The sequence below is a fragment of the Streptomyces sp. NPDC047974 genome (genome assembly GCF_040653375.1).
Lineage (GTDB): Bacteria > Actinomycetota > Actinomycetes > Streptomycetales > Streptomycetaceae > Streptomyces.
Genome location: NZ_JBEZNU010000015.1, coordinates 32,955 through 47,770 on the forward strand (window position 1 = coordinate 32,955; position 14,816 = coordinate 47,770).

General features: G+C 72.6%; 15 protein-coding genes. 7 read left to right on the forward strand and 8 right to left on the reverse strand.

The window, feature by feature from the left end:
- Positions 1 to 176 precede the first annotated feature (176 nt).
- Positions 177 to 1,208, forward strand: coding sequence for a glycosyltransferase family 2 protein (locus AB0E19_RS21750; protein ID WP_362182564.1), 1,032 nt, complete (start codon positions 177 to 179; stop codon positions 1,206 to 1,208).
- On the forward strand, positions 1,205 to 2,530 hold the full coding sequence (locus tag AB0E19_RS21755) for a polysialyltransferase family glycosyltransferase (RefSeq protein ID WP_362182567.1): 1,326 nt from the start codon (positions 1,205 to 1,207) through the stop codon (positions 2,528 to 2,530). The genes AB0E19_RS21750 and AB0E19_RS21755 overlap by 4 nt, the downstream gene beginning before the upstream one ends.
- Before the next feature lie 49 nt (positions 2,531 to 2,579).
- Here AB0E19_RS21755 and AB0E19_RS21760 read toward each other — a convergent pair whose 3' ends face one another.
- The 3 genes from AB0E19_RS21760 to AB0E19_RS21770 are packed head-to-tail and all read right to left on the reverse strand — an operon-like array spanning position 2,580 to position 5,744.
- Entirely contained in the window at positions 2,580 to 3,401 is an 822-nt protein-coding gene (locus AB0E19_RS21760; RefSeq protein ID WP_362182570.1) for a MerR family transcriptional regulator, read from the reverse strand.
- A 47-nt stretch (positions 3,402 to 3,448) separates the two neighbouring features.
- Positions 3,449 to 4,105 (reverse strand): leucine efflux protein LeuE, encoded by a 657-nt coding sequence (gene leuE, locus AB0E19_RS21765; RefSeq protein WP_362182573.1) that lies wholly within the window; start codon positions 4,103 to 4,105, stop codon positions 3,449 to 3,451.
- Positions 4,106 to 4,163: 58 nt separating this feature from the next.
- Positions 4,164 to 5,744 (reverse strand): methylmalonyl-CoA mutase family protein, encoded by a 1,581-nt coding sequence (locus AB0E19_RS21770; protein WP_362182576.1) that lies wholly within the window; start codon positions 5,742 to 5,744, stop codon positions 4,164 to 4,166.
- A gap of 232 nt (positions 5,745 to 5,976) precedes the next feature.
- Between AB0E19_RS21770 and AB0E19_RS21775 the strand changes: the two genes are divergently transcribed.
- Complete coding sequence (locus AB0E19_RS21775; protein WP_362182579.1) at positions 5,977 to 6,882, forward strand: L,D-transpeptidase family protein; 906 nt, start codon at positions 5,977 to 5,979, stop codon at positions 6,880 to 6,882.
- Between the two features lie 156 nt (positions 6,883 to 7,038).
- Here the strand turns inward: AB0E19_RS21775 and AB0E19_RS21780 are convergent, their stop codons facing one another.
- The gene (locus AB0E19_RS21780; protein WP_362182583.1) at positions 7,039 to 8,094 is read right to left on the reverse strand and encodes a hypothetical protein; all 1,056 of its coding nucleotides are present in this window, start codon (positions 8,092 to 8,094) and stop codon (positions 7,039 to 7,041) included.
- On the reverse strand, positions 8,094 to 8,792 hold the full coding sequence (locus AB0E19_RS21785; RefSeq protein ID WP_362182585.1) for an RNA polymerase sigma factor: 699 nt from the start codon (positions 8,790 to 8,792) through the stop codon (positions 8,094 to 8,096). The genes AB0E19_RS21780 and AB0E19_RS21785 overlap by 1 nt, the downstream gene beginning before the upstream one ends.
- Before the next feature lie 467 nt (positions 8,793 to 9,259).
- Here AB0E19_RS21785 and AB0E19_RS21790 point away from each other — a divergent pair, with 467 nt between their 5' ends.
- Positions 9,260 to 10,000 (forward strand): Clp protease N-terminal domain-containing protein, encoded by a 741-nt coding sequence (locus AB0E19_RS21790; RefSeq protein WP_362182588.1) that lies wholly within the window; start codon positions 9,260 to 9,262, stop codon positions 9,998 to 10,000.
- A 2-nt stretch (positions 10,001 to 10,002) separates the two neighbouring features.
- Here AB0E19_RS21790 and AB0E19_RS21795 read toward each other — a convergent pair whose 3' ends face one another.
- From AB0E19_RS21795 to AB0E19_RS21805, 3 genes are all read right to left on the reverse strand, one after another.
- Positions 10,003 to 10,533: a hypothetical protein gene (locus AB0E19_RS21795; protein ID WP_362182591.1), complete on the reverse strand. Its 531-nt coding sequence runs from the start codon at positions 10,531 to 10,533 to the stop codon at positions 10,003 to 10,005.
- A 66-nt stretch (positions 10,534 to 10,599) separates the two neighbouring features.
- Complete coding sequence (locus tag AB0E19_RS21800; protein WP_362182594.1) at positions 10,600 to 11,232, reverse strand: DUF4328 domain-containing protein; 633 nt, start codon at positions 11,230 to 11,232, stop codon at positions 10,600 to 10,602.
- Between the two features lie 105 nt (positions 11,233 to 11,337).
- Entirely contained in the window at positions 11,338 to 12,963 is a 1,626-nt protein-coding gene (locus AB0E19_RS21805; protein ID WP_362182597.1) for a glycoside hydrolase family 20 protein, read from the reverse strand.
- Between the two features lie 298 nt (positions 12,964 to 13,261).
- On the opposite strand from AB0E19_RS21805, the gene AB0E19_RS21810 reads away from it, so the two are divergent.
- From AB0E19_RS21810 to AB0E19_RS21820, 3 genes are all read left to right on the forward strand, one after another.
- On the forward strand, positions 13,262 to 13,738 hold the full coding sequence (locus AB0E19_RS21810; protein ID WP_362182939.1) for a 2-oxo-4-hydroxy-4-carboxy-5-ureidoimidazoline decarboxylase: 477 nt from the start codon (positions 13,262 to 13,264) through the stop codon (positions 13,736 to 13,738).
- A 193-nt stretch (positions 13,739 to 13,931) separates the two neighbouring features.
- Positions 13,932 to 14,312, forward strand: coding sequence for a succinate dehydrogenase, cytochrome b556 subunit (gene sdhC, locus AB0E19_RS21815; RefSeq protein ID WP_362182600.1), 381 nt, complete (start codon positions 13,932 to 13,934; stop codon positions 14,310 to 14,312).
- An 8-nt stretch (positions 14,313 to 14,320) separates the two neighbouring features.
- Positions 14,321 to 14,794 (forward strand): succinate dehydrogenase hydrophobic membrane anchor subunit, encoded by a 474-nt coding sequence (locus tag AB0E19_RS21820; RefSeq protein WP_169088711.1) that lies wholly within the window; start codon positions 14,321 to 14,323, stop codon positions 14,792 to 14,794.
- The last annotated feature ends 22 nt before the right edge of the window (positions 14,795 to 14,816 follow it).

Consider the following 14,816-nt stretch of genomic DNA (forward strand, 5'->3'; position numbering starts at 1 on the left):
GCCACAACAAACGGTGAACAGCACCTCTCCGTGAACTGAAGCGGCCCGGGATTCAGCCGTTGGACGGCCCGAAATCCCCTCGGGTAAAGGCGGTTAATGAGCCCGCCGCTTCGTGTTCACCGAAAATCCCCCGGCCGGTCGGCGAAGCGGCCGGGGCGGCGCCTAGCGTCGGCCGCGTGGTCAAGCTCTCCGTCGTCGTGCCGTTCTACAACGTGCAGACATACGCCCCCGACACCCTCGCCAGTCTGCGCGCCAACGCCCGCGAGGACGTCGAGTTCCTCCTCGTCGACGACTGCTCGTCCGACGACACCCCCGACATCCTCGAACGGGCCGCCCGGACCCTGCCCGGCGCCGTCCTGATCCGGCACGAGCGGAACGAGGGCCTGGCGACCGCCCGCAACACCGGCCTGGACGCCGCCCGCGGCGAGTACATCGCCTTCCTCGACGGGGACGACTGGCTCTCCCCCGGCTACTACGGGCGGCTGCTCGCCGCCGCCGAAGGCCTCGGCTGCGACTTCCTGCGCACCGACCACACCTCCGTCACCGGCCGCGCCCGCTCGGTCCGCCGGGTGCCCGTCCCGCGCCGGGGCGAGGTCCTCGACCCGCGCGAGGCGATCCTCCCCGCCCACCGCACCACCTCCGTCGACTACCCCTTCGCCTGGGCGGGCGTCTACCACCGCCGGCTCCTCGACCAGGGCCTGCTGCACTTCCCGCACGGGCTGCGCACGGCCGAGGACCGGCCCTGGATCTGGCGGCTGCACCGCGAGGCGAAATCCTTCGCCGCCATAGGCGAACTCGGCGTGTTCTACCGGCGCGGAGTGGCGACTTCCCTCACCCAGATCGGCGACGTCCGGCAATTGGATTTCATCCGCGCCTTCGACCTCGTCGTCGAGGAGACCGCCAGGGACAAGGACGCGGACCGCTTTCTCCCGAAAGCCGTCCGCACCTATTGCGCGGTGATCGCCCACCACATCGGCTCCCTCGAGAAGTTCGAGCCCGACGTGGCCCGGCAGCTGAAGGCGATGAGCGCGGGCGCGCTGCGCAGGATGCCGCAGGACGTCCTCGACGCGGCGCTGACCGCGATGGGCGGCGACCGGGCCGCCGTCCTGCGCAAGCTGCGCCGCCGGCGCCCCGCACCACCGCCGCCGGCCCCGCCGGGCGGCCGGGGCCCCTCGACCGGCCCGACCCCCTCGGAGGTGGCCGCGTGAGCACGGCCCGCACGACCCAGATCTTCGCCGCGTCCACCCTGTACGGCGCGGTCACCCTGGCCGCCGCGATAGACAGCGGCTGCTTCGGCGCCGCCGCCCGGCGGATCCTCCTCGTCACCAACAACGCGCCCATCCCGGAGACCACCCCCGCCTTCGTCGAGGCCGAGGGCTTCGACCGCATCCGCGGCCGCTTCGACGAGGTGATCTCCTGGAACGAGACCGTCTCCCCGCTCCACCCCGGCGGCTGGACCCCGCGCGGCCAGGACGTGCCGATGCTCCAGCGCCACCTCCACAAGCTGTGGGGGCTCGGCGACGACCGGATCGAACTCGTCCTGGAGTCCATCCAGGTCACCCCGGCGCTCGCCATCGCCACCCTCCTCCCGGAGGCGGCGATCACCGTCTACGCCGACGGCCTGATGAGCTACGGCCCCACCCGCAACAAGATCGACCCGCTGATCGGCGGACGGGCCGCCCGCCTCCTCCACCTCGACCTGGTGCCGGGCCTGCGGCCGCTGCTGCTCGGCGAGTTCGGCGCGGTGGCGGAGACCGTACCGGTGGAGGCCTTCACCAAGGCCGTCGAGGAGCTGGCTGGCACCGACGCGCCCCCCGGCGACGGCGAGGGACCCGCCCTCCTCCTCGGCCAGTACCTCGCGGCCATCAACCTGATGACGGCCGCCGAGGAGGAGGAACTGCACCTGAGCATGGTGCGCGGCACGATCGCCCGCGGCCACCGGCGGCTCGTCTTCAAGCCGCACCCCAACGCCCCCGACTCCTGGACGGCCTCGCTCACCGAGGAGGCGGCCCGGCTCGGCGCCGAGCTGACCGTCGAGACCCGCCCGGTCCTCGCCGAGGTGCTCTACCGCGAGCTGCGGCCCGCGCTGGTCGTCGGCTGCTTCTCCACGGCGCTGATGACCGCCCGCACCTTCTACGGCCTGCCGGTCGCCCGGGTCGGCACCCGGGAGCTGCTCCAGCGGCTCACCCCGTTCCAGAACAGCAACCGGATCCCGCTGACGGTCGTCGACGCGGTCCTGCCGCCGCTGGTGCCGGGCCCGGACGACGCGGAGCCGGTGACCGACCCGGCCCGCCTCGACGACCTGGTCGCCGCCGTCGGCTTCGCGATGCAGCCGAACATAAGGGCGGACCTGCGGGAGGCGGCGGTACGCCACCTGTCCGGGCCGTACGCCGAGCGCACCCGGCACCACTTCACCCGCCGCCGGCTCACCGTCCTGGACCTCCCGGGCGGCCTCCCGGTCCCCCGCCACCCGAGGGTCCGCCGCCTGGCCCGCCGGGCCCTGCGCCTGCGCAAGGCCCTGAAGAAGTAGGCGCACGGGACGGGCCCGGGACCCGTGCGGAGGTCCCGGGCCCCCCGGGTCACGGGCGGCTGATCGGCTCCTGGATCTCGGTCACCCACCCGGCCGGGTCCTCCGGGCACTCCAGGTACAGCTCACGGGCGTAGCCGGCGGAGGCGTACCCGTTGGTGTCGATCCAGGCGGCGAGCGCCTGCGAGGTCGCCAGGACGTCGTCCATCGCACCGCGGTGGACGATCGTCGCGGCCTCCTCCAGGCCGGCCAGCACGTGCACGAGCACGCCCTCCGCCTCGGTGCCCTCCGGCACGGTCGTGCCGGCGTGCACGACGATCGAGCCGTCGCCCTTCCCGGCGTCCTCGTAGTACGCGATCCCCGGCCCGAAGCCGGTGACCCCGGCCGCTTCGAGCCGGCCGCACAGCTCCTCGTACAGCGGCCCGATCACGGGCGTGATGTCCTCCGGCTCGAACCCGGCGGCCGACGCGCTCAGCTCGGCGATCCGGACGGCCGGGATCTTCTTGACGACGACGTCCTGCGTGGACATGCGTCCCTCGCTCTCGATGGCTCGGAGCCGCGCACCGACCTGGGCGAGCCGTGCCCGCGCCGCCTCCAGGGCCGCTTCGAGGTCGGCCTGGCGCAGCCGCAGCATCCCCCGCAGCTCCTCCGCGCCGATCTCGTCGTCGAGGATGGCCCCCACCTGTTCCAGCGTGAAGCCGAGGTCCTTGAGCGCGATGACGCGATTGAGCCGCGTGAGCTGGCCGGCCGTGTAGAAGCGGTAACCGCTGTGCGGGTCGACGTGGGCCGGGCGCAGCAGTCCGATGGCGTCGTAGTGACGCAGCATCCGGACCGACACCCGCCCGTGCCGGGCGAAGTCTCCGATGGCAAACATGACGCCCCCTACGGAACGGCCTCACACGGTGTGAGGGTCAAGCGGCGTCAGGCGGCGCTGCTCAGGGAGAGCTTCACGGCGAAGCCGAGGAAGAGGGCGCCGGCGGCGGAGGTGGCGCCGGCGGAGAGGCGCTTGCGGCGGCGGAAGGCGGCGGAGAGGCGGGTGCCGCTGAAGATCAGGGTCGTCAGGTAGAGGAAGCTGCCGAGCTGGAGCAGGGTGCCGAGGACCAGGAAGGAGAGCGCCGGGTAGGCGTAGGAGGGGTCCACGAACTGCACGAAGAAGGAGATCAGGAAGAGGATCGCCTTCGGGTTGAAGAGGCTGATGACGAGCGCCCGGCGGTACGGGTGTTCGGAGGGCCCGGTCTCGGCCGCCTCGGCCATGGCCTCGGTGGGTTCGCGGCGGGAGCGCCACATGGCGAGGGCGGCGCGGAGCATGCCGTACGCCATCCAGGCCAGGTAGCCGGCGCCCGCGTACTTGACGATGGTGAAGAGCACCGGGGTGGTCTGGAGCAGGGAGGCCGCGCCGAGGGCGGCCAGGGTCATCAGGATCGTGTCGCCGGTGAAGACGCCGGCGGCGGCCTTGTATCCGGTCCGGGTGCCCTTGCGGGCGGCGACGGACAGCACGTAGAGCGAGTTCGGCCCCGGGAGGAGGATGATGAGGACGAGCCCGGCGAGATAGGTCGGCAGATCGGTGACACCCAGCATGAAGCGGAGTGTCGCACACCGGTACGACACTCCGCTTGAAATTTCAACGGGTGGACGATCAGAAGACGTCGCTGGGCGTGTAGGTGCCCCAGACCTCGCGCAGCGCGTCGCAGACCTCGCCGACGGTGGCGCGGGCCTTGAGGGCGTCCTTCATCGGGTAGAGGACGTTGTCGGTGCCCTCGGCGGCCTTCTTCAGGGCGGCGAGGGCGGCGTCGACGGCCGGCTGGTCGCGCTCGGCGCGCAGCTTGGCGAGGCGGTCGGCCTGCTGGGCCTCGATCGCCGGGTCGACGCGCAGCGGCTCGTACGGCTCCTCGACGTCGATCGTGTAGCGGTTGACGCCGACGACGACCCGCTCGCCGGAGTCGGTGTCCTGCGCGATCCGGTACGCCGAGCGCTCGATCTCGCTCTTCTGGAAGCCGCGCTCGATGGCGTTGACCGCGCCGCCCAGCTCCTCGACCTTCGCCATCAGTTCGAGGGTGGCCGCCTCGACGTCGTCGGTCATCTTCTCGACCACGTACGAGCCGGCGAAGGGGTCGACCGTGGCCGTCACGTCGGTCTCGTACGCCAGGACCTGCTGGGTGCGCAGCGCCAGGCGGGCGGACTTGTCCGTCGGCAGCGCGATGGCCTCGTCGAAGGAGTTGGTGTGCAGCGACTGCGTGCCGCCGAGGACCGCCGCCAGGCCCTGGACGGCGACGCGGACGAGGTTGACCTCGGGCTGCTGGGCCGTCAGCTGCACGCCGGCGGTCTGGGTGTGGAAGCGGAGCATCAGCGACTTGGGGTTCTTCGCGCCGAACTCCTCCTTCATCACCCGCGCCCAGATCCGGCGGGCGGCGCGGAACTTCGCCACCTCCTCCAGGATCGTGGTGCGGGCCACGAAGAAGAAGGAGAGCCGGGGGGCGAAGTCGTCGACGTCCATGCCGGCCGCGACGGCGGTGCGGACGTACTCGATGCCGTCGGCGAGGGTGAACGCGATCTCCTGCGCGGGCGAGGCGCCGGCCTCGGCCATGTGGTAGCCGGAGATCGAGATCGTGTTCCACTTCGGGATCTCGGCCTTGCAGTACTTGAAGATGTCCGCGATCAGCCGGAGGGAGGGCTTCGGGGGGAAGATGTACGTCCCGCGCGCGATGTACTCCTTCAGCACGTCGTTCTGGATCGTGCCGGTGAGCTTCTCGGCCGGCACGCCCTGCTCCTCGCCGACCAGCTGGTACATCAGGAGGAGGAGGGAGGCGGGGGCGTTGATCGTCATCGACGTCGACACCTTGTCGAGCGGGATGCCGTCGAAGAGGACCCGCATGTCGTCGACGGAGTCGATCGCCACGCCGACCTTGCCGACCTCGCCGCCGGCGATCGCCGCGTCGGAGTCGTGGCCCATCTGGGTCGGCAGGTCGAAGGCGACCGAGAGGCCCATCGTGCCGTTGTCGATCAGCTGCTTGTACCGGGCGTTGGACTCCACGGCGGTGCCGAAGCCGGCGTACTGCCGCATGGTCCACGGCCGTCCGGTGTACATCGACGGGTACACGCCTCGCGTGAAGGGGTAAGCACCCGGTTCGCCCAGCTTCTCCGCCGGGTCCCAGCCCTCCAGGGCGTCCGCGCCGTAGACCGGCTCGATGGGCAGTCCCGACTCCGACTCGCGTGCCATGTGCTGTGCCTCCCGTTTGTTGTGCTGCCGCGCTCCTGTACCGACCCTCGCGACGGACTGTAGCGGCGGGTGCGCGGTCCGGTGGAGGTCAGCAGGCTGGGACCTTCCTCACAGCCTCTGCGCTTCGCCCGACCGGGTGCGCGACCAAGGGCGGACGGGAAGCATCCCGTGCGCAACCAAGGGCGGACGGGAAGCATCCCTATGGACACAGTCGAGTTCCCGGGGGGCCACCATGAAGCGTTCGTCCGTCATACGCAGAGCCGTGCTCGCGACCGCCGCCGTCGCGCTCGTCGCGACGGGCTGTACGGCCCAGGCGGCCGGGTCCGGCAGCGGGGGGCGGGGCTCCACGGCCCCGGTCACGGGCGCTCCGGTGACCACGGCGCCCTCCGCGTCCGGCGGGTCCGACGCGTCCGGCGGGTCCGACGCCAAGCCGTCGTCTCCCGCACCCGCGTCCACCCCCGCGTCCACCCCCTCGTCCACGCCCACGTCCACCCCCACGCCTGCCTCGAAGGTCCTCATGAAGGACGGCGACGAGAACGAGCAGGTGCGGGAGCTCCAGGCGCGGCTGCGGCAGCTGGACTACTTCGACCGGGCGCCCACCGGCTTCTACGGCTCGATCACGGGGAAGGCGGTCGCGGCCTTCCAGAAGAAGCGGGGCCTGCCCGCGACGGGCTCGGTGGACGAGACGACCTGGCAGCGGCTGCTCGGCATGTCGAGGAAGCCGACGGCGGACGAGCTGAAGCCGTCCACCACCAACAAGCTGGACACCCCGGACGCGCGCTGCATGAAGGGCCGGGTGCTCTGCATCAGCAAGGAGAGCCGGACGCTGGCCTGGATGATCGACGGCCGGGTGGTGTCGTCGATGGACGTGCGCTTCGGTTCGGAGAACACGCCGACGCGCGAGGGCACCTTCGCGGTGGGCTGGAAGGCGAAGGACTGGACGTCGACGATCTACCACACGCCCATGCCGTACGCGATGTTCTTCAGCGGCGGCCAGGCGGTGCACTACTCGTCGGACTTCGCGGCCCGCGGCTACAACGGGGCCTCGCACGGCTGCGTGAACGTCCGGGACCGGGCGAAGATCGCGGCCCTCTTCGACCAGGTGAAGGTCGGCGACAAGGTCGTCGTCCACTGGTAGCGGACGGGAAGGGAAGAAGGGGCGCGGGTGGGGCCGGGGGAACGTGCCCCACCCGCGCCGGGTGCGCGGAGCCGTAGGTACGGGGGGAACCCCGGCTCTCTGCGCGGCCGATGACCAGTCGGCTCACTCAGTACTGCGCCGACGGGCCCGAAAGTGTCACACCCGCGTCGCCGGAGTGGCCGCGGGACGCTGCGGAACCGCTGTGACCTGCGATTTCACCTTCTGCTTGGCCTTGGGCCGGTCCTTCGGGTCGGGCCTGTCCGCGCCGCCGCCGCTCCGGCCGCGCTTGCGGCTGGGGTCGGAGGGGGTGGGGACGGTGCCGTGGCCGAGGTCCGTGCCGGCGTCCCGGCTCTCCTCGTCCCCGTCCTTGCCCTGGTCGCCGTTCTCCGCGCCCTCGCCGCTCCCTCCGTCGCGCCCGTCCCCGTCCCCGTCCTTGTCCGTGGCGGAGCCGAGGAGCGCGTCGCAGTAGGCGCGCAGGGACTCGCCGGTGCGCAGGGCGGCGGCGAGCCGGCGGCGGTCGGCGTCGTCGAGGCTGCCGTCGCGGTAGGCGCGGCAGGCCTTGGTCCTGATCTCGCGGGTGTCGGCGTCCCGGTCCCCGGTGGCGTCGTCGTCCCCGTCGTGGCCGGTGCGCTTGCCGGAGGGGGTGACGCCGGGGCGGGGGGTCGCGGGGGTGCCGTCCTCGGGTCCGGCGGTGGGGCTGGTGCCGGGGGCGGGCGTGGTGGTGGGCCGGCCCGGGTCCGCGTTCCCGGACGGGTCCGGGTGGCCTTCGATTCCGGAGGTGGGTCCGCCCGGTTCTCCGGTCGGGACCGCGGGGTCGGCGGCGGTGACCGTACGTGACGGTTCCTTGTCGACCAGCGGGAGGACTCCGGTCCCGGCGGCGACGGCGACCCCGCCGACGGTGACGGCGGCGAGCGCGGCGGCGAGCCCGTACCGCAGGGAGCGTCCCCAGCGGCGGGCCGCGCCGGGCGCGGCCGCGCGGGCGGCGGCCGCCGTGCGGGCGGTGGTGGCGGTGCGGAAGGCGGCGAGGGCGGCCTCCTCCCCGGCGAGCGGTACGCCGGGGGCGGGGGCGGCGGGGACGCGGACCGTGTCGAGGGCGTCGGCGAGGGCTGCGGCGCCGGTGCGGGCGGCGGGGTCCGCGGGGTCGACGGGCTCACCCCGGAGCAGCCGCTCCGCGGCGTCGGGATCGAGCCACTGGTACCGCTCGTCGGCCATCACATGTCCTTCTGCGTACGCGGACGCCAATGCGTCACACCGCCGGGCGCCGTGAACCCGGGATTCCGGCCGCGCTGGGGTGGTACTCCGTCGAGGCCCGGCGTCCCGCCGTCGGCCCCCTCGCCGTTGTCCGCCCCGGTCGCGGCCGGGTCGACGCCGAGGAGTTCGGCGAGCTTCTTCAGGCCGCGGTGCGCGGCGGTGCGGACCGCGCCGGGGCGCTTGCCGAGGGCGTCGGCGGCGGACTTGGCGTCGAGGCCGACGACGACGCGCAGGACGACGGCCTCGGCCTGGTCCTGCGGGAGGCGGGCGATGAGCCGCAGGGTGTCGCCGGTGGAGAGCGCCTCCAGGGCCTCGCCCGCGGTGTCGGAGTCGGCGGGCTTGTCGGTCAGCTCGGTCTCGTCGCCGCCGGAGGCGGGACGGCGGCCGCGCATCCGGATGTGGTCGAGGGCGCGGTTGCGGGCGATCCTGGCGGCCCAGCCGCGGAAGCGGTCCGCGTCGCCGCCGAAGCGGTCGAGGTCGCGGGCGATCTGGAGCCAGGCCTCCGAGGTGACGTCCTCGGCGTCGGCCTCTCCGACCAGCGTGCGCATGTAGCCCAGCAGACGGGGGTGCACGGCGCGGTACACAGTACGGAAGGCGTCTTCGTCCCCGTTCTGCGCAGCGAGCACCGCGGCCGTCAGCTCCGCGTCGTCCCCCAGCACTCCCCAAACCCTGTTCGTCGGTCGCGTCCTGCGCGCGCGTCAGCACGTCGCCGGCGGAGTCGGGGCTGGTCATCGCCGCCGGGTCCGCTTCGCGCTCCAGCACGCTACGTCGATTCCCGGTGTCACGTCCACGCGGTACGGGCACCTTGTGCAACTTGCAACCTTCGCCCCGGCGCGGACGGGGTGGCGAACGGTGTGACAGAAACCGCACGCCCGGCGCTGTATGGAGTACGGAGCCGTGCTGCGGCTCCGTGGACGACGACCGGGGCCTCTCCTGTGGGGGGTGGCGGCCCCGGTCGTCTCCCTTTTTCCGGAACCTTCCCAGGGCGCGACACGGCCCCAGCGGGTCGATTCATCCCACCTTCATGCGATATGACACGCCACCCGAAAGAAGTCGTCCCCGAAGAGGCCCCGACGGGTGTCAACCGATCGTTGACAGTCGGGGACTGTCAACCTAAGGTTGCCTCATGACGCAGCCCGTGGTTCCTCAGATCACCATCCGTCTCGACGAACTCATCGAAGCGATCAAGAAGGTCCACCCCGACACGCTGGACCAGCTCTCCGGCGCGGTCATCGCGGCGGACTACCTCGGCGAGGTCGCCGACCACCTCATCGGACACTTCGTCGACCAGGCCCGCCGCTCCGGCGCCTCCTGGACCGACATCGGCCGCAGCATGGGCGTCACCCGCCAGGCCGCGCAGAAGCGCTTCGTCCCCAAGGACCCCGACGCCGAGAAGATGGACCCGAACGCCGGCTTCGCCCGCTTCACCCCGCGCGCCCGCGCGGTCGTGGTCGCCGCGCAGAACGAGGCGATCGCCGCGCGCAACGCGGAGACCGTCCCCGGCCACCTCGCCCTCGGCCTGCTCGCCGAGCCCGAGGGGCTCGCCGTCCTGTGGATCACCTCGCAGGGCGTCACCGCCGAACAGCTGCGCGAGGCCGTGACGCCGACGCTGCCGCCGGCCGCCGAGGAGGTGCCCGCGCTCGTCCCCTACGACGCGGCGGCGAAGAAGGTGCTCGAACTGACCTTCCGCGAGGCGCTGCGGCTCGGGCACAACTACGTGGGCACCGAGCACATCCTCCTCGCGCTCCTGGAGCACGAGGACGGCAAGGGCGCGCTGAGCGGCCTCGGCCTGGAGAAGGCGGAGGCGGAGCGGCAGCTCGCCGAGCTGATCGCCTCCGCGACGGTCGAGGCCCCCGCCGAGGGCTGAGCTCAGGCGGTACGCGCCCGACGGGAGACCACCGCGCGCAGCACCCGGCCGCCCTCGACGGAGAGCTCGCGCGCCCGGCGCAGTCCGGTCGGACCGTGGGCGGCCGCGTCGAGGACGGCCAGCTGGCGGCGGAGCTCACCGGCGTGCAGCGGGCCGTCCTCGCCGACGTCGTACAGGCGGTGCACGGAGAGCGCGACGGTCGAGCACCGCTCGGCCCAGGCGCGGAGGGGCTCCTCGGCCCACTCGGCGGGCATCCCGTCGACCATCGCGCGCACCAGGGAGACGGCCCCGCCGTCGTCGGCGGCCTCGCCGCCCGCGCCGTCCAGCTCGACCCGCGCCTTGCCGACGGCCTCGGCCCAGGCGGCGGCGTCGGCGCGCGCGACCGCCGCCCAGACCGGCCGCAGCACCTCGGCACGGTCGGGCGCGAGCAGCGGCAGGCACCGGTCCAGGCAGGCGAGCCCGGAGGCGGCGAGGCCCCGCCCGTCGGTCCCGCCGATCAGTTCCACCAGACTCCGACCCGTACTCGACGTCATGGACGCCTCCTCGCCACCCGATGCGGACTCTCTACGTCCACTTCTGCGCCGAAGGGCGCTTTCTCGTCACTTGGCGGCCGAAAGCATGCCAGTGGCCTTGGTGTGCTGCATAGAGGTCAGACGGCGGACGAACAGGATGGCGAGGACGCCCGAGGCGACGATGAAGACGTACCCGGCCATGGACCAGGTCGCCGCGGTGGTCAGCGCGTCCAGCGTGTCGGCCTGCTTGTAGAGCCCGCTGGACAGCCGGTCGACGGCCACCCCCACCACGAAACACGTCCACCAGGAGTTGAGCAGCGTGAGCTCCCGGGCGCCGTCGGCGGCGTACGGGTCCGGGCGGCTGGCCCGCCAGACCTCCACGGCGATCTGCCGCGGGATCCACAGGTTGCCGATCGGGATGAACCAGGAGCCGATGGCCCAGCCGGGCGTCCGGCTCTGGAGGTCGGGCGCCCAGACGCCGGCGTTCGACCGGACCTGGTGGAACCAGATGATGAAGACGACGACGGTCGCCAGGTAGGCGAGGAAGCCGGCGGCCGTCAGCGTGTTGAGCGTGGCCTCGACGGTGGCGTACGACTCGGCGGCGGCCAGCGGGTCGGCGAGGATCCACGCCTCGGAGCCCGCGCCCAGCAGGAAGAGCAGGACGTCGACGCCCAGCAGGACGGTCAGGGCCGTGGCCAGACCGTTGGGATTGCGCAGCAAGAGAGTTCCCCCCAGGAACATGTGAACGGAAAACGCCCCTCCCCCAAGGGGCCGGGCGGGAACGTATGCCAGGCGGAGGCGTTCCGTCCAGGGAATAGCCGCGGCTCAGCCGCGCACCTTCGTCGCCAGCGCGCGGAACTCGGACCAGGTCTGCGCGGGTTTGCGGGGGTCCCAGACCTTCTGGGAGAGGGCCGCGAGCGGGAGGCGGATGCCGGCGGCGACCTGGGCCTGGGTCTGGGCGTCGGAGAGGTCGCACCAGACGGCGAACCGGGCGCCCTGGATCTGCGCGTCGTAGCGCGCCGGGACCGGGGTGGTGCCGCGGACGACCAGCGGGGTCCACTGCTCGTAGATGCGGCGGCCGGTCGGATAGGTGAACTGGTTGGGCTCGCCGAGCACGTAGTAGAGGTACTCGTCGTTGAGGTTGACCAGCCTGCGGCCCGCCTGGAGGTACGGGAGCGGCGGCCTGGCCCCGTACTCCTTGCCCGTCCAGTACTCGACCTCGATGTCCTTCGCCGCGCTCACCACCCCGCCGGCGAAGAAGCCGTCGTTCCACGCCTTGAGGGTCTTGCCGGTCGGACGGACGGTCGCGGCGCGGTCGTTGAGCCAGTCGGTCGCCAGGTCCTGGACGCGCCCCGAGGGGCCGTACGCCTCGCGCGCCGCGCGGGCGAGCTGCGGGTACGTCGCCTCGGGGTCCTTCGCCATCAGGGCGACGTACTCGTCGGCGCCGAGGTGCCAGTAGGCGCCGGGGAAGAGGGCGGTGTACTCGCGCAGCAGGTCGTCGACGATCCGGGCGGCGGCCGGGTCGGAGATGTCGACGGCGCCGCGCGGAGTGCGGCCGCTGACGCTGACCAGCTGGAGGTCCGGGTGGGCGTCGATGACCGCGCCGAGGTGTCCGGGCGAGTCGATCTCGGGGACGACGGTGACGTGCCGGCTCGCGGCGAGCGCGAGGATCCGGCGGACCTCCGCCTTGGTGAGGTGCTGCTTCGACACGACCTCGGGGTGCGAGTCGGACTCGATCCGGAAGCCCTGGTCGTCGGAGAAGTGCAGCCCCAGCTGGTTGAGCTTGAGGTCGCCCATCTCCCGGATCCGGTCCTCCAGCCAGGCGGCGGTGAAGTGCTTGCGGGCGATGTCGACGTTGAGCCCGCGCTGCGGCTTCGCCGGGCGGTCGGCGACCGTGCCCTCGGGCATCGCGCCGCTCCCCTTCACCGACTGCTTGAGGGTGCGGGTGCCGTAGAAGACGCCGGCCTCGTCGGGGCCGGTGATGCGGACCCGGTCGTCCTTCACGGTGAGCGTGTACGACTCGGCGGCGCCCTTCCCGCCGAGCGCCAGCTCGACGTCGCCCGGTCCGGCGGCGGCCTCGCCCCGGTAGCGCAGGCCCAGCTCCTCGGCCAGCAGCCGGCCCTCGTCGGCGAGGCCCGCGCTGTCCGCGCCGAGGACGACCCCGGCGCTCGCGGCGGGCTTCCAGCCGGGGCCGCGGGCGGGCTCGTGGGAGCGGACGGCGGGGACGGTGCGGGGGGCCCGGGAGAGCGGGTGGGTCCGGGTCGGCGTCGGGCTCGGGGTCGTCGTGGTGGGCTTCGCCGCCGAGGTCGTCGCGGCCGGGGCCGTACCGGAGGGTGACGGGGAGTCCGCGCCGGAGGGGGAGCCGTTCGAGCAGGCCGCCACGGTGGTCAACGCCACCGCGGCCGCCAGGAGAGCCGGGCCGCCCAGAGGGCCTCGTGAGGAGTACCGCATCCCCCGCATCCTCCCCCACCCGGGCCGACCCGGCCAATCGCCGGGCGCGCTCCCCCACCCGTCGGAACGGAACCTTCACGTCCATCACACGTTCCTAAACTCTCCCTTCCGGGTGAAATTCGCGCACTCGTCGGACACTTCCCCCGTCCCGTCGATAACGTTGCGTCACGTCCACCCCACTCGTCCCGCCGTCCCGGAGCCCACGCTGACCAGCGACACCCACGCCCCCTGCCGCAAGCCGGGTCCGGCGGACGCGCCTGCCATACCCGCCCAGAAGTCCACCGGCGCCCCGCACGGCCTGCTGCCGCTCAACGCCGCCGCCCCGGCCGAGGCCGTGGAGCTGCTGCTCGCCTGCTGCCACAGCCGCCGCTGGGCCGAGCGGATCGCCGCCCACCGGCCCTATCCCACGGTGGACGCCCTGCTCGCCGCCGCCGAGGAGGCCGGGTACGACCTGACCGGCGCCGACCTCGACGAGGCGCTGGCCGCCGAGACCTCCGCGCTGCCGCACCCGGACGCGCCGCCGGCCGCCCGGACCGCGCTGCGCGCCGCCCACGCCGCGTACGAGAGCCGCTTCGGCCACGCGTTCGTCATCAGCCTGGACGGGGTGCGGCCGGGCGAGCGACTTGACGTGGTCCTCGGCGGAATCCGGTCACGTCTCGGCAACGAACCGGAGGAGGAACGCGCCGTCGCGGCCGACGAACTGCGCCGGCTCGCCCGGTCGCGGCTCGCCTTCGCGCTCGCCCGCGGGCTCACCCACACCCGTTGGAACCTGTGATTCTCCCCGGAATCGCCCGAATCCGCCTCGGACGATAGCCCGTCCGTGCCTGTTTGATCACACTGAAGGACCCCGGGCGAGCGAACCGACAAGTCGTCGCTACGATGACCGGGGCCGGTGGACCGTACCCGGCCGGGCCAGACCGACAGAGAAGCCGGCCGGGCCCCGATCCCCGCTCCCGGAGGGTTTTTCCGTGCCGGCTGGAACGCTGTACCGCGGCCGGGAAGGAATGTGGTCCTGGGTGGCTCATCGAGTCACCGGCGTCCTCATCTTCTTCTTCCTGTTCGTACACGTGCTGGACACCGCTCTCGTCCGCGTCTCCCCCGAGGCGTACGACGAGGTCGTCGCGACCTACAAGACGCCGATCGTCGCTCTTCTGGAGTACGGCCTGGTCGCCGCCATCCTCTTCCACGCGCTGAACGGCCTGCGGGTCATCGCCGTGGACTTCTGGTCCAAGGGCCCCCGCTACCAGAAGCAGATGCTCTGGACCGTCGTGGGCGTCTGGGTCGTCCTGATGGCGGGTTCGATCTACCCCGTCCTCGGCCACGCCGCACGTGAACTGTTCGGGAGCTGACGCGCCTCATGTCCGCTGACACCACCTCCGCGATCGGTCCCGTCGAGGGCGCTTCCTTCGACGTGGACAACCCCGCCCCGTACATCGAGGCCCCCCGCAAGCGCACGGGCAAGACCCCGCGCGCGACCCGCGGCAACTTCGAGATGGCGGCATGGCTCTTCATGCGCCTCTCGGGCGTGGTCCTCGTGGTCCTCGTCCTCGGCCACCTGCTGATCCAGCTCTTCCTGGACGGCGGCGTCTCCAAGATCGGCTTCGCCTTCGTGGCCGGCCGCTGGGCGTCCCCGTTCTGGCAGGTCTGGGACCTGCTGATGCTGTGGCTGGCCATGCTCCACGGCGCCAACGGCCTCCGCACCGTCATCAACGACTACGCGGAGCGCGCCAACACGCGTCTGTGGCTCAAGGGCCTGCTGTACACCGCCACGGTGTTCACCATCCTTCTGGGCACGCTGGTGATCTTCACCTTCGACCCGAACATCCGCTAGGCACGGGGCTGAGGTAACCACG